General features: G+C 49.8%; 17 protein-coding genes. 7 read left to right on the forward strand and 10 right to left on the reverse strand.

The genetic code is table 11. From position 1 onward, the window contains the following. The first annotated feature begins 153 nt into the window (after nt 1-153). The gene (locus tag O4H47_RS00445) at nt 154-1,500 is read left to right on the forward strand and encodes an NAD(P)/FAD-dependent oxidoreductase (RefSeq protein ID WP_269391958.1); all 1,347 of its coding nucleotides are present in this window, start codon (nt 154-156) and stop codon (nt 1,498-1,500) included. Between the two features lie 70 nt (nt 1,501-1,570). On the opposite strand, the gene argC is transcribed toward O4H47_RS00445, so the two are convergent. Further along, complete coding sequence (gene argC / locus O4H47_RS00450) at nt 1,571-2,623, reverse strand: N-acetyl-gamma-glutamyl-phosphate reductase (protein ID WP_269391959.1); 1,053 nt, start codon at nt 2,621-2,623, stop codon at nt 1,571-1,573. A 145-nt stretch (nt 2,624-2,768) separates the two neighbouring features. Between argC and O4H47_RS00455 the strand changes: the two genes are divergently transcribed. Beyond that, nucleotides 2,769-4,061: a glycosyltransferase gene (locus tag O4H47_RS00455; protein ID WP_269391960.1), complete on the forward strand. Its 1,293-nt coding sequence runs from the start codon at nt 2,769-2,771 to the stop codon at nt 4,059-4,061. Between the two features lie 19 nt (nt 4,062-4,080). Here O4H47_RS00455 and O4H47_RS00460 read toward each other — a convergent pair whose 3' ends face one another. The 6 genes from O4H47_RS00460 to O4H47_RS00485 all read right to left on the reverse strand — a co-directional run bounded on the left by O4H47_RS00460 (nt 4,081) and on the right by O4H47_RS00485 (nt 8,276). Further along, nucleotides 4,081-4,725, reverse strand: a complete 645-nt coding sequence (locus O4H47_RS00460) for an SdpI family protein (RefSeq protein WP_269391961.1) — start codon at nt 4,723-4,725, stop codon at nt 4,081-4,083. Next, nucleotides 4,718-4,987: an ArsR/SmtB family transcription factor gene (locus tag O4H47_RS00465; protein WP_269391962.1), complete on the reverse strand. Its 270-nt coding sequence runs from the start codon at nt 4,985-4,987 to the stop codon at nt 4,718-4,720. The genes O4H47_RS00460 and O4H47_RS00465 overlap by 8 nt, the downstream gene beginning before the upstream one ends. Before the next feature lie 86 nt (nt 4,988-5,073). Beyond that, a complete protein-coding gene (locus O4H47_RS00470; RefSeq protein ID WP_269391963.1) occupies nt 5,074-5,964 on the reverse strand; it encodes a DMT family transporter in 891 nt (296 codons plus the stop codon). 150 nt (nt 5,965-6,114) lie between these two features. Beyond that, nucleotides 6,115-6,603 (reverse strand): 30S ribosomal protein S9, encoded by a 489-nt coding sequence (gene rpsI / locus O4H47_RS00475; protein ID WP_269391964.1) that lies wholly within the window; start codon nt 6,601-6,603, stop codon nt 6,115-6,117. Nucleotide 6,604: 1 nt separating this feature from the next. Beyond that, on the reverse strand, nt 6,605-7,069 hold the full coding sequence (gene rplM / locus O4H47_RS00480; protein WP_269391965.1) for a 50S ribosomal protein L13: 465 nt from the start codon (nt 7,067-7,069) through the stop codon (nt 6,605-6,607). A gap of 154 nt (nt 7,070-7,223) precedes the next feature. Beyond that, nucleotides 7,224-8,276 (reverse strand): COX15/CtaA family protein, encoded by a 1,053-nt coding sequence (locus O4H47_RS00485; RefSeq protein ID WP_269391966.1) that lies wholly within the window; start codon nt 8,274-8,276, stop codon nt 7,224-7,226. Between the two features lie 115 nt (nt 8,277-8,391). On the opposite strand from O4H47_RS00485, the gene O4H47_RS00490 reads away from it, so the two are divergent. After that, complete coding sequence (locus O4H47_RS00490) at nt 8,392-8,619, forward strand: DUF2842 domain-containing protein (RefSeq protein ID WP_269391967.1); 228 nt, start codon at nt 8,392-8,394, stop codon at nt 8,617-8,619. Here O4H47_RS00490 and O4H47_RS00495 read toward each other — a convergent pair. Both O4H47_RS00495 and O4H47_RS00500 read right to left on the reverse strand, forming a co-directional pair. Next, nucleotides 8,606-9,661, reverse strand: a complete 1,056-nt coding sequence (locus O4H47_RS00495; RefSeq protein WP_269391968.1) for a polysaccharide deacetylase family protein — start codon at nt 9,659-9,661, stop codon at nt 8,606-8,608. The two genes, O4H47_RS00490 and O4H47_RS00495, sit on opposite strands and share 14 nt — an antisense overlap. A gap of 12 nt (nt 9,662-9,673) precedes the next feature. Then, nucleotides 9,674-11,899 (reverse strand): exopolysaccharide transport family protein, encoded by a 2,226-nt coding sequence (locus tag O4H47_RS00500; RefSeq protein ID WP_269391969.1) that lies wholly within the window; start codon nt 11,897-11,899, stop codon nt 9,674-9,676. A 183-nt stretch (nt 11,900-12,082) separates the two neighbouring features. Between O4H47_RS00500 and O4H47_RS00505 the strand changes: the two genes are divergently transcribed. From O4H47_RS00505 to O4H47_RS00520, 4 genes are all read left to right on the forward strand, one after another. After that, entirely contained in the window at nt 12,083-12,649 is a 567-nt protein-coding gene (locus O4H47_RS00505) for a polysaccharide biosynthesis/export family protein (protein ID WP_269391970.1), read from the forward strand. A 26-nt stretch (nt 12,650-12,675) separates the two neighbouring features. After that, entirely contained in the window at nt 12,676-13,788 is a 1,113-nt protein-coding gene (locus O4H47_RS00510; RefSeq protein WP_269391971.1) for a glycosyltransferase family 4 protein, read from the forward strand. Nucleotides 13,789-13,879: 91 nt separating this feature from the next. Next, a complete protein-coding gene (locus tag O4H47_RS00515) occupies nt 13,880-15,400 on the forward strand; it encodes an undecaprenyl-phosphate glucose phosphotransferase (protein WP_269391972.1) in 1,521 nt (506 codons plus the stop codon). 13 nt (nt 15,401-15,413) lie between these two features. Next, the gene (locus tag O4H47_RS00520; protein WP_269391973.1) at nt 15,414-16,673 is read left to right on the forward strand and encodes an O-antigen ligase family protein; all 1,260 of its coding nucleotides are present in this window, start codon (nt 15,414-15,416) and stop codon (nt 16,671-16,673) included. Here O4H47_RS00520 and O4H47_RS00525 read toward each other — a convergent pair. Then, nucleotides 16,670-17,665, reverse strand: coding sequence for a phosphotransferase enzyme family protein (locus tag O4H47_RS00525; protein WP_269391974.1), 996 nt, complete (start codon nt 17,663-17,665; stop codon nt 16,670-16,672). The two genes, O4H47_RS00520 and O4H47_RS00525, sit on opposite strands and share 4 nt — an antisense overlap. Nucleotides 17,666-17,762 lie beyond the last annotated feature (97 nt).

Here is a 17,762-nt window from a genome sequence, read left to right on the forward strand (position 1 = left end):
TGAGTTCTAGCGCTTTCACCATACCATCAAAGGTGCCCACAGCAGGCAGCGCTTGCCTGAAGAAACAATATCGTTGCCCAGCTGCGGGATCAAGTACACAAAGTGCTCGCTTTACCGCAGCTTCGCACCAATCTAGTCTCCAATGAAAATACAATGAGTGTTGTTATGAAACGCATCTATGAACCCATGGCGTATGGTGCTCAGCCCATCGAAAACTGCTATTGGCACGGCTTCATGCCGGACAATGGTCCCCATTACCCGAGTGTTTCAGATGAAATCAATTGCGATTTTGCCATCATTGGTGCCGGCTATACTGGCCTCAGCGCCGCCCTACGCCTTGCAAAACACAGTGCAGACGTGGTGGTTGTTGATGCTAACGCGCCGGGCTGGGGCGCGTCGGGCAGAAACGGCGGATTGGTTTCGGTTGGCGGGTCCAAACTTTCAGACAAACAAATTGTGGCAAGATTCGGCCAAGAAGATGCACGCACCTATTTTGCGACGGAACGCGCTGCTGTCGACTTTGTTGAGGGGCTGATCGTTGAGCTTTCACTTGACGTTGACCGTCACTCGAAAGGCTACACGTTTGCAGCGCATAGCGAAACGGCCGTCAGTTCGGTAAAAGATTACGGTGCACAGTATCAGTCTCGTTATGGCCTTGATTGTGAGTTCCTCGACAAAAGCGCTATGGCTGAACATGGCATGGACAGCCCAGAATTCCATGGCGCGGTAAACTTGCCGATAGGTTTTGCCTTAAACCCAATGAAATTCATATTGGGGCTAGCCAGCGCGGCCTCTTCAGCCGGAGTTCGGATTTTTGCCAACAGCGCAGTTCAAGACATAGAATTTGATGATGGTTTCTCACTGCACACGGCCAGCGGTATCGTGCGGGCGAAAAAGCTAGTTGTGGCCACGAATGGCTATTCTAGCGACGATGTGCCGAACGCCTTTGCTTCTCGTTACATGCCGGTGCAATCAAACATAATGGTCACCCGGCCACTGGCTGACGACGAATTGACAAGTCAGGGCTGGTGGAGCGAGCAAATGGTGGTGGATACTCGCAATCTTTTACATTACTTCAGGCTACTGCCTGATAAGCGCATGCTATTTGGCTTGCGCGGCTCTGTTAGGGCCAGCGTGCAGAACATGGAAAAGACCAAGCAGATTGCGCGTGCCGACTTTGACCGTCTATTCCCCAAGTGGCGCAAGGTTGAAACAGACCACTTCTGGTCGGGCTTGATTTGCATGTCCCGTGATTTGGTGCCGTTTGCAGGCCCGATTGAAGGGATGGATGGCGCATATGCAGCCATGGCCTACCATGGGAATGGGGTCAGCATGGCGCCCTATTGCGGTGCTCTGGTGGCTGACATGGCGCTTGGCAACCAAACAATGCCACACGCCCAACTGATGCAGAAGAAAATGCGCAAGTTCGAATTGGGCCCCCTACGCCGAAACCTGCTGCCGCCTGCTTTTGCTTGGTACAAATTGCTGGATAGAATTTAGGGTTTGTTGCTCAACAATGGAATCAACTGGCTCGCAATGTGATTCTGCGAGCCAGTGTAAGTGATTGAATTTATGGGAACATTGGCAGCTGGCTAAGGCCAGTCTTTTCTTCAATGCCGAAGGCCACATTGAAGTTTTGCAAAGCTTGGCCCGCGCTGCCTTTGACCAAATTGTCGAGCGCAGCGATGACGACGGCGCGGCCCGGAATACGGTCTTCGAACACATTGATGACGCAAGAGTTGGAGCCGCGCACCATACCGGTTGAAGGCATTTTGCCTTCATTCAACACGCGAACGAAAGGCTCGCCTTTGTAAGTTGAGTCTAAAGCCGCTCGTAAATCATTGACTGACTTACCCTTTTCCAGTTCCACATGCGCTGTGATCAATTCACCACGTGACATGGGAATCAAGTGCGGAGTGAAATTCACTTTGATCTCTTTGCCCGAAACAGCGCCAATTTCTTGCTCAAGCTCAGCGGTGTGCCGATGTGCGCCGACAGCATAGGGTGACATGCTTTCGCCCGCTTCTGCCGCGAGTGTGTTTTGCTTTAAGCCCCTGCCCGCGCCCGTGACGCCAGACTTTGCGTCAATGATCAAAGCTTCAACATTGATCAACTGCGCTTTGGCCAAAGGCAATAGCGCCAATAGGGTGGCTGTTGGATAGCAGCCTGGGCACGCGATGATCCGTTTTGTGCGAATCGCGTCTCGATTGTGCTCTGTCAGGCCGTAAGCGGAGATATCCTGCAGTGCTGGATCGACGTGTTCATTGCCATACCAGCTTTTGTATTGCGCTGGATCGCGTAATCTGAAATCCGCTGACATGTCGATGATCTTCGGTTTGTCGGTCGATTGTACGATTTGAGACACAATTTGCTGGCTAGTGGCGTGTGGTAGTCCACAAAAAACAACATCTAACGCAGACCAATCGATATCGTCAGCACGTTGTAATTGTGGAAGGTCAACACCACCTAAGTGCGGAAACACCTCTTCTACGGGCTTTCCAGCATGTGTATTGGCGGTAAGAACAGTGAAATTGATATTGGGATGACAAATACCCAATCGCATTAAATCAGCCCCTGTATACCCGGAGGCACCCAGCAGTGCGGCGTTGAGCTTCTGGCTCATGATACTTGCCCTCTTTGGTTGATTGTGCGAAAGAAATATGTCCGTTTGCGCTGTTTTATCCGCGCCGCATGGCGTTGTAAATGGTAGGATGAGTGGACGCGGTACCTTTTTGGGGTTCTGCGGAATATTGGGAAGTGAGGTTTTGATGGCAAAACGCATTGCGATCGCCACGATCGGCACGCAAGGTGATGTCCAGCCCTATGTGGCTCTGGCAATTGCTCTTCGGGATCGAGGATATTCGGTAGTCTTGGGCGCGCCCAATGACTTTAAAGAGATGATCGAGGCCAATGGTCTGGAATTTTTCTCGCTTGGCCGAAACATCCAAACCTTTGTAAAACAATCGAATTTGGATGAAGTGGTGAGCAAATCACTGCTGACGAGCGCGCCAAAATTGATGCGCCAGGGTCAAAAAATCGTTGAGATTGCCGCGCGTCGGTCTTGGGAAATGGCCCAAGGCGCTGATTTGCTGATGGCAAATATGAACACCACATTCTGCATCGATATCGGCGAAGCTTTGGACATACCTGTGGTAATGTCGGCCCTCCAGCCCCTCACCGCCACAAGCGAGTTCCCTATTGTTGCCTATGATGGTCCCGACTTGGGGCCAGCTTTCAATTATATTTCGCATGCGCCGATGAATTGGCAGCAGATGTTTTATGATTGGCCGCGCAACAAGTTGCGTAAGGCCCTCATGGGGATGGAGCCACGCAAAAAGGGTGGTTTCTTTAAAGACAACAATGGCTTTGATTTGCCCGCGCTCTATGCCTATTCCGCCCACATTAGCCGCCGACCCGACGACTGGCCGCGCACGGCACATGTGACGGGCTATTGGCAGTTAAAAGATCAAACGAATTGGGAGCCGAGTGAAAGCTTTAAAGAGTTCTTGGCCAACGGCTCCAAACCGATCTATGTGGGCTTTGGTTCCATGCCGTTTGGCGCTGAGCGCAATACGCAGATCCTAAAGGACGCCGTAGCCAAATGGGGCGGACGTCTTGTAGTGGGTCGTGGTTGGGGCGGTATAAACCCTGAAGATTTACCAGACAGCATTTATGCGATACGTCGCGCACCGCATGATAAACTCTTCAAATATGTTGCGGGTGTTGTACATCACGGCGGCGCAGGCACGACCTCTGCGGGTCTACACGCCGGCAAGCCTGCATTGGTTGTGCCTCAGACCATGGATCAGCCATTTTGGGGCCGTCGTGTCCATGCCCTTGGGTGCGGGCCGAAACCAATTGCATTGCGCAAATTGACATCTGACGATTTGGCAACTGCTTTGCGCCAACTGGCAACCAACAATGATTACAAGAAAAACGCTGAACAAATTGCGGCCAAGCTCAATGCAGAAGACGGTTGTCAGCGGGCGTGTGATCTTATTGGCGAAGTTATAACGAATTTTGAGTCTTCGACCGTACGCCAAGGCAATGCCGCGCAATAGCGGCAATGCCTAGCTGAGTTTAAGTCAATTCACGGATAGAGTAGCTATAGAAGCCCACCAAACCGACGCACAATAGGACGGTGGCGAGTGCTATGATGAGTATGACAGGCGCTGCGAAGTTGATAACCCCCGCCAACAAGATAACCATTCCAGCTGCCATGAAGCATTTGCCAGCGAAATGGTGGGTTTTTGTCCAAACCGTTTCTGAACGCATCGTCCAAGGCAGACGAATTCCTGCTGCTCTGTTCGCCTGTGATTTGGGCAAATAGTTACCCAAGATCAGCATTACAAAACCGATAAAAATTGTAGCGATTTGCGGCACATCTAGCACATAACCCGATGCACTCAACGTGATGACGGACTGCACCAGCAAACCTGCACCAAAGGCGATAGATACCGAGGCTTCAAGGAGTGACTTTGCCGCTGCAAACTCTTCGGTCGGCATGTTTTTATGTGCAAAATACACACCAAGAATCACCACAAGACATTCCAATGGGCCAATCCAAAGCGCCAAATTGGCAGGCAATTCAAAATCAACTTCGCCGTTGATGTTCCAGTGTACCGCCACCAACTGATCCGCTGGTATGGTGACCAATCCAAACACAAAAATGGCGAGGATAATCAGCAAAAGGAAAATGTTGATGGGAGAGAAGGTTTTAATCATTTGAGCCACCTTGTTTAAAGTCGAGCAAATCACTGAGTGCTGTTTCCAGCACGGATGCGTTGAGATGATAAAGGATGGTGTTCCCTTGCCGCGTAGTGCGCACAAGTTCGGCTTTCTTTAGCTTTGCAAAATGGGCAGACATCGTTGGCTTGGTCAGATCAAATAGTTCCGCCAAGTCACCCGCAGATTTTGGACCTTGTTTCAGGACTTTCACAATTTTTCGCCGCACTGTGTGCGACAGAGCTTCAAAAACCAAATTCACAGACACATCCTATTTCGAATACAATCTAATTAGATACATCTCGAAATAGAGTCAAGCGTATTTGTAGAGATCTGTGCGAAAGTCTTCTACGCGGTGCGCGCCGCAATTTGTTTATTGCGCGCATTTTCCGCTCGAATATTTATGGTATTGGCAGCAAGCACCAAGGCAGCCCCCACAATCACTGGCCACTCAAACGCCTCTTGATAAAGCACAAAACCAATGAACGCGATAAGCGGAAGACGCAAGAACTCTAGCGGGGTGACAACCGTTGCCGGGGCTAAATTGAGTGCATTGGTGATGCAAAAATGGGCAAGCAATCCACAAATTCCGATCGCTGCGACCAACACAATTTCCATTCCTTCTGGCACGGCAATTTGCCCGTCAAATCCCGCACATACCAACCCAAGCACGGAGTGCATGACAACAAGCCAAAACAATATTGAGGTTGTTGACTGAGTTCCCGTAAGCTTTTTTGTGGCCATTGTTGTGCCAGCGAAGAAAATTGCGCATGCGGCAGCAGCTATAATTGCTGGGTCCACTTCCACATATCCCGGTCTCGCCACAATCAGAATACCCGTGAAGCCTAGAACTGCAGCAAAAGCTTTGGTCGCCGTCAGCTTTTCGCCCAAAAAGATTGGGGCCAACACGATAACCCAAAGCGGCGCTGAAAACTCGAAGGCAAAAAGCTGGGAGAGCGGCACAATAGTAACCGCATAGAACCAAAGGTTTTGCCCCACAAAGTGAGACACATTGCGCAGCGCGTGCAGTTTGATTTGGTTGAAACCTATGGTCCCCAACGTTCCTGCAAATTTACCCACAGCGACCACAATGAACACACCCAAAAACGAGCGATACATCATGATTTCAAAAGTATCCAACAGCCCGCCTAGCTCTCGCCCTGCAATTGCCATCAGGGAAAAAGACGCCATGGCACCTGCCATCCAATAGGCAGCCTTTAGGGGTTGGGAGCGTTGCACGAAGGAATCCTATACATGTGAAGAAATGCTAGGTTATGTGGCATCGCCCTGCTCCGCAACAAAAGATTGGCGCAGTACCTATCCGCTTGAGAACAAAAAAGGGCCGGCAAAAGCCGACCCTTTGAATTTGTATGCAAAGTGCTTGGAAAATTAGCGCTTTGAGAACTGGAAAGAACGACGCGCTTTTGCCCGACCGAATTTCTTACGTTCAACAACACGGCTATCACGTGTAAGGAAGCCACCTTTTTTCAACACAGGACGAAGCGCAGGCTCGAAATGTGTAAGGGCTTTTGAAATACCGTGACGAACCGCACCAGCTTGACCAGACAAGCCGCCGCCAGAAACGGTAGCAACAACGTCATATTGGTCTTTGCGTTCAGCTGCAACGATTGGCTGCTGTACAACCATTTGCAAAACTGGACGTGCAAAATAAACAGGCATTTCACGACCATTGATGGTGATTTTGCCTGAACCAGGCTTAATCCATACGCGAGCAACAGCGTCTTTACGCTTGCCGGTTGCGTATGCACGGCCTTGTGCATCAAGTTTTTGTTCGTATACAGGAGCTGCTTCTTGAGTTGCTACTGCTGCTACTTCGCCCAATTCTTCGAGCGAGTTGATGGTCTCTTGTTCAGCCATGTTACTTCACCCGCTTGTTTTTAGGGTTGATAGACGCGACGTCCAAAACTTCTGGATTTTGGGCTTCATGAGGATGTTCAGAACCACCGTATACACGGAGGTTTTTCAGTTGGGCGCGTGTTAGCGGACCACCTGGCATCATACGCTCAATGGCTTTTTCCAAAACACGTTCAGGAAAACGACCTTCAAGTAGATCGCGCATTGAACGCTCTTTAATGCCGCCTGGGTGATTTGTGTGCCAGTAGAAGATTTTGTTGTCCATCTTCTTGCCGGTGTATTTCACTTTGTCAGCATTGATGACGATAACATTGTCGCCACAATCCATGTGTGGTGTGAAAGAGGCTTTGTGCTTACCGCGCAAACGTGTTGCGATGAATGCAGCAAGGCGACCAACCACCATTTCTTCTGCGTCGATCAAGATCCATTTTTTCTCGATCTCGCTCGGTTTTGCCGAGTACGTCTTCATTTCCAAATCCTTGATTTGCTGGATCAATAAACCAGGCAATATCCCGATTTCCAGTAGGTTCGAATGGCGATTTAGACAAATATCGACGCCCCGTCAAGCGCAAAGTTTATATCGTTATATATCAACACGTTAGAAAAGCGGTATAATAATACCACTAATTTTGTCGTGACATATCAGATAGATAGGCAGCAACTGAGCCCATCAAAACAAATGCTGTGACCTGATGCGCCAACCCAAGGTGCATCGGCACCACATAAATCAAGGTCAAAATGCCTAAAATCACCTGTAAAAGGGTCAAACCAGCAATGATCAGCATCCAGCCGTGCACGCCGTCGAATTGCGTTTTTGCCCAAGCATGCCACGACAGACCAACCGCGAGTGCCAAGATGAGGTATGCAATCATGCGGTGATTAAACTGAACAGTGATGATGTTTTCAAAGCTATTGATCCAGATTGGATGGTGCATAGCCAATCCATTTGGAATGAATTTTCCATCCATCAAAGGCCAGGTGTTGTGGCTAAACCCAGCATCCAGCCCAGCGACAAACGCCCCTGCAATAATTTGCACGAAAACAATGAGGCCGAAGAAGACGACCAAAGGTCGCCACCCTTTTTGCACCCACATGACTTGAGCAGGGCGCAACTGGCGGGCGACCCAAATAAGCGCAACAAATAATATGCATGCGGCCCCCAAATGCGCGGCCAGACGATATTGTGAAACGTCCACGCGCTCAACAAGGCCGGACGACACCATCCACCAGCCTAAAAACCCTTGAAAACCACCCATGACAAACAGTACGGCGAGCGCGGGGGCCAGTTTCCAGTCCAATCTGCGTTGGAAAAGGAACACCAAAAATGGCACAAGAAAAACCAAGCCGATGAATCGCCCCAAAAAGCGATGCCCCCACTCCCACCAAAAAATACCTTTAAACTCTTCAAGGGACATGCCCTTGTTGATTTGTTGGTATTCAGGGATCTGTCGGTAGGCGTCGAATTCGGCGTTCCAGTCTTTTAAGGACAGCGGTGGAATTGTGCCAGATATGGGCTTCCACTGTGTGATCGACAGACCTGAATCTGTGAGACGCGTTGCACCGCCGACCATCACCATCAACAGCACCAAAAGTGCCAGCACATATAACCAAATGCGAACTGGTCTGATTTTAGCTTCGTACGTTTGTTCGCTGATAGGCTGATTGGAAACAGACATGTGGCGTATCTACTCTTGTTTGATCGGTGCTTTGTGTTAAATCCTTGTGTGCATTTCCGCAAGGGACTGCAATGCCGCACCGGTTCATACGTTAAGCAAAGTGATTGGGATCAATATGAGTCTACGTCAGCGCAAATTGCTCGGCATTCCGCTTTTGCTGTTGATCATCGTTGTTTACGCTTCGATTGCCGTCTTCATCTACGAGAACTGGCTCACCGGTGCGCACAATCTGATCTTGTTGGCATATTTTGTGGTTGCTGGCAGTTGCTGGTTTTTCCCAGCGACTTGGGCCATTAGATGGATGTCAGCGCGTCCTGACGAGCTGCCACCTAGTTCACATTGACCTTTTTCATGCCGCTGTGCGTCGTAAAGACTGCTCCTGTCAGAAAAACGTCAACAAAGCGGCTCTTTTGATAATTGCCATTGAGTGAGATACGCGGCAAAGCTTCGGGATGCTCTGCATTTTCAGCATAAAGACCACCTGGCCGAGTGGTTACGCCCGTCACAAGTCCCAAGTCCCTAACGGCCGCAAATTCCCTTGGCCCTGCCGACAGTTTCCCGCCGATTGGGTAGGAAAAGTGGTCTGGCTGCTTGCCTGTTCGCAGGGTCAGAATTTTGACAGAATCCTCGATTTCCGTCCGCATTTTATCGGCTGGCAATTTGTTCAACTCGTAATGGTTGACCGTGTGCGCGCCAATTGTGCAAAGCGGCTCATCGACAAAGGTTCTAAGTTCATCCCAATCCATAATCAAATTGCGACAATGATCGCTCAGGTTGAACGCATAGCGCTTCGCCAAACGATATAAGAGCTTTAGACGGTCAGCTTCTGGCTTTTCACGCATGAACCAATAAAGCTCATCAAACACGTCGAGTTTGCTCTGGGTTGTTGCCGTTTCTCGATATTCGATACCCTGCCCTAGATCAAACTCAAGACTATCGTTTTCGCCAATAATATCCTCAAGCGCTTGCCACCAGATCTCGGCCTGAGCATCAATCAAATTCGGTGCAATGAACAGGGTGAATGGACAATTGTGCTTGCGCAATATTGGCAGGGCAAATTCCAAATTGTCTTTGTAGCCGTCGTCAAATGTAAAAACAGCGAATTGTTTTTCCGGCTCTTTTGATCGAAGTCGGCGCATTGCCTCATCTAAGTCGACAATATCAATATTCTGCTTTTGGCAACCAACAATAACCGTTTCAAGAAATTCGGGCGTGATCTGAAGAATACCATTGGGGGAAAAAGCCGCTGGTGTGCCTGGCAAAACGCGATGCATGGTGAAGATCGTACCTTTGCACTTCGACAAAGCCCGAATTGAACGTGCAACGCCTGGGAGTGCAAAGCACTCCATTGCCAGATGGATGAGACGATATTTCAAGTTTTTCACAGCTTTGCCTAACTAGGCTACGTTGGATTCTTGTTTATCGCGCGTCACAAATGACACGTTGTCAATTCCAATCGCATTGGCATCCTCCTCCATATGGGCACGCATTTGTGTGTCCATAAAGTCGCCAACAATGAGCAATGTCGCGTCCATATCAGCAAATGGAGAAAGCGGTGCGCGCAGTCCAAACTGACCACATTCCACGATCACATAGTCATAAATCTCGCCGAGTGCATCAAACATCAGCGAAAACCGCTCATTGGAGAACTGTAGTCGGCTCTTGGTTCCCCACGGCACGAAAAACTCATTTTCGCTGGCCCCTACTTTGATGATCCCACCAAAGTCGGCTTCACCGACACACATGTCTGTCAGTCCAAGCATGCCCACATTATCGGCGCCGCCGGCATTCACTAGAATGGTTGATGCGCCGTTCAAGGAAAGGTGTTGCTGCAATTGTGTTGCGGTCACGCTGTCAGCGCGCGTCTGGTCAGCACTTGCAACAAGCACTGTACTCATTCCATTTTGGCGAATACTTTTTGCAATTTTGGTTAGATCACTTGGGGGGTGAGAAACAGCCGCTTGTTCCACGCGTTGTGGCGAGGGTTCAACATACACTGTCTCTTGCACCTCTGGCTCCTCAAATACACTGGCTGCCTCACGAAGCTCTCTTAAGCTTGCTGGCTCGGGTGCTACCTCAGGCAAGGTTTCGGCGACGGGTTCTTTGAACCTGGCAAACTCGTCTTCTTTTTGTTCAGGCTGAGTATTGACCATAGGTTCAGTGCGAACAGCCAAATCAGCCACTTCTTCACGTTGCAATTCGTGCCGAACGGTAATCACATTGCCAGCAGCAAGTTCGCTGATAATCACCATTCCCAGTTGAATAACGACGGAAAGGCCGCCGACCAAAAGCAACAAGAATGGTTTGTTTGGTGCAGAGGCTTTGGTAGGTGTAGCCGCTGTGGAGATAATGCGAACATCGGGGAATATGGCCCCTGTATTGGTACGTGCAGTTGCTTCGCTTTGACGCGCAAGGAATGTATTGAGCAAATCGCGTTTGGCTGCAGCTTCACGTTCTAGCTCGGCCAACGTCACTCCGCTACGTTCAGCGCCGGAAGCTGATAGTTTTAAGCGAACCAAGTCATCGCGCAGCGACTTTTCAAGTTCCCCTTCAATGCGCGCTTGAGTCTCCAATGATTCCGCAATTCTGCGCCCTTCAAGCTGAATCTGGCGGTCGATATCGCGAATCTGAGCATCGAGCGCTTGTAGCGTTGGGTGATTGTCTAGCAATGTGGCAGAAGACTGTGCGCGCGAAGCTTGGAAATTTGCCTTTTGCTCTGACATGCGTTGCACGATTGGGGACTGACGCACGTCCGGAACTGCCTCAAGGCTGCGCCCGGAGCTGAGCAAGTCGCGAATAAGTCGGGCACGCGTGCTCGCGGCGTTCTTTCGCTCAGATACGGTGCTGATTTGGCGCGACAAGTCAGATAATTGCTGGCCAATAAGCGAAGTCGTTTCAGTTGATCTGAATAGATCGTTGTTTACGCGAAAGTTTGCCACGGCGTTTTCCGCGGCCGAAACATCTGCACTTAGCCGTTTGATTTCTTGGCTAAGCCAGACCGTTGCATCAGAAGTGTCCGATATTGACAGACCAGAGCGCCGATCCACCAATGCCTTTGCAAGGGCATTCGCGACTTTGCTGGCTGTTTGTGCGGATTCTGAAGTGTATTTTATCGAAATGACGCGACTATCTCTTGCTTGTGCCGCAACCAAGTTCTTGGTCAGTTTTCCGATAATCTTGTCATCAGTCGAATCATTTTCTGCTTTAGTTGCCGCGTCTTGGCCAACTGAAAACAGCGCAAAAACCAAATCTAGAGGCCCAACAGAACTGCCGACGAATTCCGCATTCGAACGCAGATCAAGCTCATCAACCACCCGCAAAAGTGTTTCACGCGATTTGAGGAGTTGAATCTGGCTAGCAATGGCAGCACCATCCACTGCCGATACACTGGTTTGGTTCGTGCGCGTACCAGCAGATTGGGCAAAACTATCGCTGCGCGGTTCAAGCAACACGCTGGTTTCAGCCGAATACTGTTTGGTCATGAAGGAGAATGAAACAAAGGTTAGCCCGCACAATATTGCCGTAACAACAAGTATGCGCGGCAACGCACGAAAAATCGCCCCGAACAAGTTGAACATATTGATCTGAACGTCTTCGTAGCTTCGAGGCCCATTCTGGGTCATGTGAAGTAATCCTTCAAAGTCTTCGTCATTTAGAATCCTTTGTGACCCCTGTATGGTAAGAATTCGGTTAACTTTGCTGCCTGAAGATTTTACTTCACCGTCGATTAGACGGTGATTTTTCCGGATTATTAACCATAAGCAGCCATAAGAGATCTCGACTTCGAATCTCAAAAGGTCTCTGTTATGCGTTTGGTGCGTTTCGCCGCTTTGTTTGCCCTGCTCTTTGTTTCAGCGTGTGCTACTGGACCACGCCCTTCCACACATAACGGGCAGGCATTCGAAAAATCTCACGTCGCCTATCAACTTGATACGGGCGATGTGTTGCGCGTCACAGTCTATAATGACGCTCAATTGACCAACAGTTTTGGCATTGATGATGCTGGCTTTATATCGATGCCATTGGTGGGCCGGGTTTATGTACGTGGCAAAACAGTGAACCAAGCTAGCGCATTGATCACCTCCAGCTTGGCAAGCGGCTATCTTCGTGACCCCAATGTTGCTGTTGAAGTGGCGCAATATCGACCGTTCTATATCCAAGGCGAAGTTGCCAGTTCCGGGCAATTCCCATTTGTATTTGGCATGAGTGTGCGCGCAGCGATCAGCACGGCAGGCGGGTTCAGCGATGTTGCAACCAAAAACTCAGTGACGATATACCGCAAAGCGACCACAGGAACGACTAAACTTCGCGCGAAGATGGATGATTTGGTTCAGCCGGGTGATACTATTGTTGTGCATGAGCGCTGGCTCTAAACACCTAATAAGTAGGATCAAGTAAAATGGGTAAACCTTTGCGCGTTCTACAGGTATTGCGTGCACCAGTTGGCGGATTGTTTCGCCATGTTTGTGATCTTTCTACTTTTCTGGACACCGACGGCCACGAAGTTGGATTGGTCGTTGATGCGCTCTCTTATGATGCTGAAACATCCTCAAAACTGGATCAAATCTCCAAACACCTAAAGCTTGGCATTCATCCAATTGCTATTCCTCGTCTTTTTGGGCCTCAGGACCTTGTTGCCCCCTTTCAGATAAAGAAACTGATTGGTCAGCTCGGAATTGATGTTGTCCATGGTCATGGTGCAAAAGGTGGGTTTCACGCGCGTTTGGCAGCTTGGGGAAACCCAAATGTAAAAAAGATCTATACGCCACATGGTGGGGCGCTGCATTTTTCCAAATCATCCCCGGCGGGCCGTGTTTTTCATACACTTGAAAAACAACTTGTGCCGCAAAGTGACCGGATCATTTTCGAAAGCGAATATGCCGCCTCTACCTATCGTCATCAAATTGGCGAGGTTGGTGCAAAGGGAACGGTTGTACACAATGGACTTGCAGAAGCCGAATTCTCAAAAATTGACACCAATTGCGAGTTTGATTTTGTTTTTGTTGGTGAACTCAGAGACTTAAAGGGCGTCGAGTTTTTGCTAAGGGCCCTGCCCGATGTCACAACGCCCCAAGGCAATCCCGCTCGATTGCTATTGATTGGCGATGGACCACACCGGGAACAATTTGAACAATTGAGTATTGAACTCAACCTGCAGGATCGTGTCGAATTCGCTGGTGCACAACCCGCACGCAACGGATTTGCGCGTGCAAATATTGTTGTGGTCCCCTCGCTCAAAGAATCACTGCCCTATGTGGTAATGGAGGCCGTAGCGGCCGAAAAAAGCGTCATCACTACAGATGTTGGCGGCATTTCAGAGATTTTTGGACCAGAAAAAGCGCGACTGCTCCCCCCATCGGATTCAAAGGCGCTGTCGCGCACTATGCAGCAATATTTAGCAGGTGGTGAAGACTTGGCCGCGCACAATCAACGGCTACAAAATCACGTGCACTCTAGGTTCTCAATTGAGAAAATGGCAAGTAGAATCCTAGCGATATATTTGAATCAATAGCAAAATATTTACCATAGTGTTTCATTTGGCTTTCACGCCTTGAACCGTATTGTGTGTCTTGAAACAATATTGAATTCAGGAATAACGCCAAATGTATCGCATCGACCCCAAAGAAGTGGTGACCGAAATTGTGGGCGCACGCCAAAATGCTGTCGCTGCCAGTTCTTTGTCCAAGCGCGCAAAAGCAATAGCTTCGGCGCCGGTTGAAACTGCCATGTCCAGCAAGATCATTGTTGGAGTGGTTCAGCTCGTCGAACTGCTGTTCTTGGCAACAATCGGGATGATTGTATGTCTTGTTTATGTGCCCGAGCCATCTGTTTTGTACTATCTTGCCATGTCGATTGGTGCTTCAGGTGTTGCATTGTTCGGTCAGAACATCATTAAGAACCACTCGATTCAAAAGTATCGCACGACATTGCGTCAAATCGGGCGCGCATTGGCTGTGTGGAGCGCAACCATTCTGTTGGTGATTGCATTCATCTTCTTGTTCAAACTCAGCGACTCGTTTTCACGCGTATGGACTTTGGGTTGGCTGGTTATTGGTTCTGCCTTCTTGGTGTTTTATCGCATTGCGGTGCGCAGCTTGATTATCCAGTGGACGGTTGCCGGACGTCTTAAGCGACGGACTGTGCTTGTTGGTGGTGGGCCAGATGCCGAACAACTCATTGAGAACATCACCAGCACGGCGACCAACGATATCGAATTGCTTGGCCTTTTTGATGATCGGGCAGACAAGCGTTCACCTGAACTGGTGGCGGACTGTCCCAAGCTTGGCAAAGTCGCCGACTTGGTTGAGTTTGCGCGGCTAACGCGCATTGATTTGGTTATTGTGTCCCTGCCCGTTTCGGCGGAAACACGTGTATTGCACATGCTCAAACAATTGTGGGTGCTGCCCGTTGATATTCGCCTAAGCGCGCACATGAGCAAGCTGAAGTTCAAATCACGCGCCTATTCCTATTTAGGTGAGGTGCCGGTGTTTGATATGGCCGACAAACCAATCTCTGATTGGAATATTGTCGCAAAGTGGTTGTTTGACATGGTTGTTGCAGCGGTTGCACTGGTCGCTTTCTCCCCCATCATGCTGATTACCGCGATTGCCATCAAGTTGGAGAGCAAGGGCCCCGTTTTCTTCAAACAGAAGCGTCACGGCTTTAATAATGAATTGATCAATGTGTTCAAGTTCCGGTCTATGTACACGGAAATGTCGGATGAAAAAGCGACAAAGCTGGTCACAAAAGATGATCCGCGTGTCACAAAAGTTGGCCGCTTTATTCGCAAGACGTCAATTGATGAGCTGCCCCAGTTCCTTAATGTTTTGCGCGGAGAGCTTTCAATCTGCGGCCCTCGCCCGCACGCATTGCAAGCCAAAGCCGATGACCGTCTCTACCATGATGCTGTGGACGGCTATTTTGCGCGCCACCGGGTGAAGCCAGGCATAACTGGCTGGGCACAGATTAACGGTTGGCGGGGCGAGACAGACACCGTCGATAAAATCATGCAGCGGGTAAATCACGATCTTTACTACATCGAGAACTGGTCGATCTTCTTGGATCTCTATATTCTCTTGATGACCCCTATTTCGCTGGTCAGCAAAAACGAGGGCGCATACTAGCGCGGCCATCCTCATGTCAATTCAAACAACATTTGTGGGCGAAAACATTAAGGTGAGCGGCTCTGCGCTCGCTCATCGTCTAATGATGATGCTGGTGCCGGTTTGGATTGCGGGCGGGGCACTGGTTATGTTTGAACCGTCCCCTTATGAGTTGGTATTTGTGGCCGTTTTTGCCTGTGCCATGTTGGCGGGCATGCCGATATCGCGGCGCACCAACACCTATTTGATGGCAACTTTGTTGTTCATTCCCCCCGCGTTCGTTGCCATTTTGCAGATGCAATATTCAACGCTGTCGAAGGGCTTGATCTTTACCACCGTCACGGTGTTTTTGTTGATCACCGGGTATTTTGTTGCCAACTTTGTTGCTGAAAAACCATTTGAACGTATGCGTTTAATCAATAAGGCGTATATATTTGCTGCAGTTTTTGCGGCCCTTATTGGCACGCTGGCATATCTTGGTTTGATCCCCGGCAAAGATCTGTTTCTGCGCTATGGTCGTGCAAAAGCTTTCTTTAAAGACCCCAATGTATTTGGCCCCTTTTTGGTGTTGCCCGCTGCCTATTTGTGGCAACGAATCCTTTTGGGCGACTATCGAAAAATGGCAATGAATGCCCTGTGGTTGGGTATCATTTGTGTGGGGGTTTTCGTGTCCTTCTCCCGCGGCGCATGGGGGCACTTGCTGTTGACATTTATCATTGTCTATCTGCTCAACTTCTTGTTGGAAGCGACGCCGCGTGAACGCATAAAAATGATCGGGTTGGCCGTCGTGGGCATTTTCGCCCTGGTCCTAGGTATTTTGGGCTTGTTGATGATCCCGCAAGTCGCAGACTTGTTTTTGCAACGTGCTTCGCTTGTTCAAAGTTATGACGGTGGTGAAACGGGTCGATTTGGCCGACAGGCGTGGGGATATGCGCTTGCGTTGAATAACCCACTGGGCATTGGGCCCTGGCAATTTGACCAAATGTTGGTTTTAGAGCAACCGCACAATACCTACCTAAAAGTCTTTTTGGACTATGGATGGCTTGGCGGCGGTGCATTTGTTTGGCTGATTCTGATGACATTGCGACGCGCCGTTGTGTCCATGGCCATCCCCTCACCCAATCGTTTGTTGATGATCCCGGCGTTCGCTACATTTTTACCGCTGATCCTTGAAGCCGCGATTATCGATATTGATCACTGGCGTCATTTGTTCTTAGTGATGGGGATCATTTGGGGCGTTTCAGCTGGCTATGATGTCTATAAAGGCGGCCAATACGACCGGCGGTTGCCTTAAGCTGCACCAAACCTGAGCAAATAGTCTTGGGCAAGTTTTGCACCTCGGCGAACAAAGTCGCCTGCCAAACTTTGCGCAAAAGGCGTTTCACTATGCGAGCCTATCCAGGCGGTTAGCGCCATACGCCGTAGCATCACGAACGTGTCCATCTCAGCTTCATCGGCATCGGCAAGCGTTCGCTCTTTGCGATAGCCGCGCAGCCATGCTGCCTTGAGTGCTGGGATTTCTGGACTGTCTTCAATAAATGAAATGGCGGCTGCAAAATCATACATGTACCAGCAAAAGCCACAGTCATCGAAGTCGATCAGCTTGATGTGACGGCCATCAACCAGCAGATTCGCCAACCGCATATCGGCATGAATCAATCCGTACCGATCTTGGCCCTGTCCAAATTCTGCTAAGCGCTGGCGCAACAACGCATCAAGTTGGTCAAAGGTCGATCGAAACTGTTCGGTCATCCCGGGTGCTTTGCGCCAATCGCCCCAAAGCCCGTTTGGGTCAAGAATGCTGCTGGCCGTCCAACGCATCCGCTCAAATCTCTCAGGCATTTGCCATTGTTGCACATGATTGTGCGCCGTGGCGGCAAGCCGTCCCAATTCCACAAACGCCGCTGAGAGATTTTCATTTTCTTGGGGTTCATTCCCCTCTTCAAACTCAAAAAGCACCATGAACTGCGGCGCATATGCTCCGCTCACATGAGCTGATTGCAGCAAATGCCCATTATTACCAGCAATGGCGATTGGGGTTTGCACCGCCATATCGGTGCGCAGCGCCTTTGCCCAAGTCAGTTCAGAAGTGATGGCAAGTTCGCTATTGTAGCCGGGGCGGTGCACGCGCAATATTTTCTTGCTACCATCGGGCAAGTCCAAGCGAAAGGTAGCGTTTTCTGTATGGTTGATCAGAGTGCATTGAGCGCGCGCAAGCCCCGGCCAGGCCGTTAGCGCAGCGAGCAGTTTGTCACGGTCAATCCCGGTGTTTTCAATCAGGGCCATCATCAATATCCATCACACATGGCAGATGGCTACCGCAAATAGGAGTTGGTGTTAAGGCGCAAAACGTCAGATCCGTCAGAACGCACAAAATTAGCGC

The organism is Maritalea porphyrae (genome assembly GCF_027213965.1).
In the GTDB taxonomy this organism is placed as follows: domain Bacteria; phylum Pseudomonadota; class Alphaproteobacteria; order Rhizobiales; family Devosiaceae; genus Maritalea; species Maritalea porphyrae_A.

What these genes read in the sequence shown, in the direction of transcription:
- O4H47_RS00445 (WP_269391958.1), top strand. Translation starts at nt 154, where the DNA reads ATGAGTGTTGTTATGAAACGCATCTATGAACCCATGGCGTATGGTGCT.
- argC (WP_269391959.1), bottom strand. Translation starts at nt 2,623, where the DNA reads ATGAGCCAGAAGCTCAACGCCGCACTGCTGGGTGCCTCCGGGTATACA.
- O4H47_RS00455 (WP_269391960.1), top strand. Translation starts at nt 2,769, where the DNA reads ATGGCAAAACGCATTGCGATCGCCACGATCGGCACGCAAGGTGATGTC.
- O4H47_RS00460 (WP_269391961.1), bottom strand. Translation starts at nt 4,725, where the DNA reads ATGATTAAAACCTTCTCTCCCATCAACATTTTCCTTTTGCTGATTATC.
- rpsI (WP_269391964.1), bottom strand. Translation starts at nt 6,603, where the DNA reads ATGGCTGAACAAGAGACCATCAACTCGCTCGAAGAATTGGGCGAAGTA.
- rplM (WP_269391965.1), bottom strand. Translation starts at nt 7,069, where the DNA reads ATGAAGACGTACTCGGCAAAACCGAGCGAGATCGAGAAAAAATGGATC.
- O4H47_RS00485 (WP_269391966.1), bottom strand. Translation starts at nt 8,276, where the DNA reads ATGTCTGTTTCCAATCAGCCTATCAGCGAACAAACGTACGAAGCTAAA.
- O4H47_RS00490 (WP_269391967.1), top strand. Translation starts at nt 8,392, where the DNA reads ATGAGTCTACGTCAGCGCAAATTGCTCGGCATTCCGCTTTTGCTGTTG.
- O4H47_RS00500 (WP_269391969.1), bottom strand. Translation starts at nt 11,899, where the DNA reads ATGACCCAGAATGGGCCTCGAAGCTACGAAGACGTTCAGATCAATATG.
- O4H47_RS00505 (WP_269391970.1), top strand. Translation starts at nt 12,083, where the DNA reads ATGCGTTTGGTGCGTTTCGCCGCTTTGTTTGCCCTGCTCTTTGTTTCA.
- O4H47_RS00510 (WP_269391971.1), top strand. Translation starts at nt 12,676, where the DNA reads ATGGGTAAACCTTTGCGCGTTCTACAGGTATTGCGTGCACCAGTTGGC.
- O4H47_RS00515 (WP_269391972.1), top strand. Translation starts at nt 13,880, where the DNA reads ATGTATCGCATCGACCCCAAAGAAGTGGTGACCGAAATTGTGGGCGCA.
- O4H47_RS00520 (WP_269391973.1), top strand. Translation starts at nt 15,414, where the DNA reads ATGTCAATTCAAACAACATTTGTGGGCGAAAACATTAAGGTGAGCGGC.
- O4H47_RS00525 (WP_269391974.1), bottom strand. Translation starts at nt 17,665, where the DNA reads ATGGCCCTGATTGAAAACACCGGGATTGACCGTGACAAACTGCTCGCT.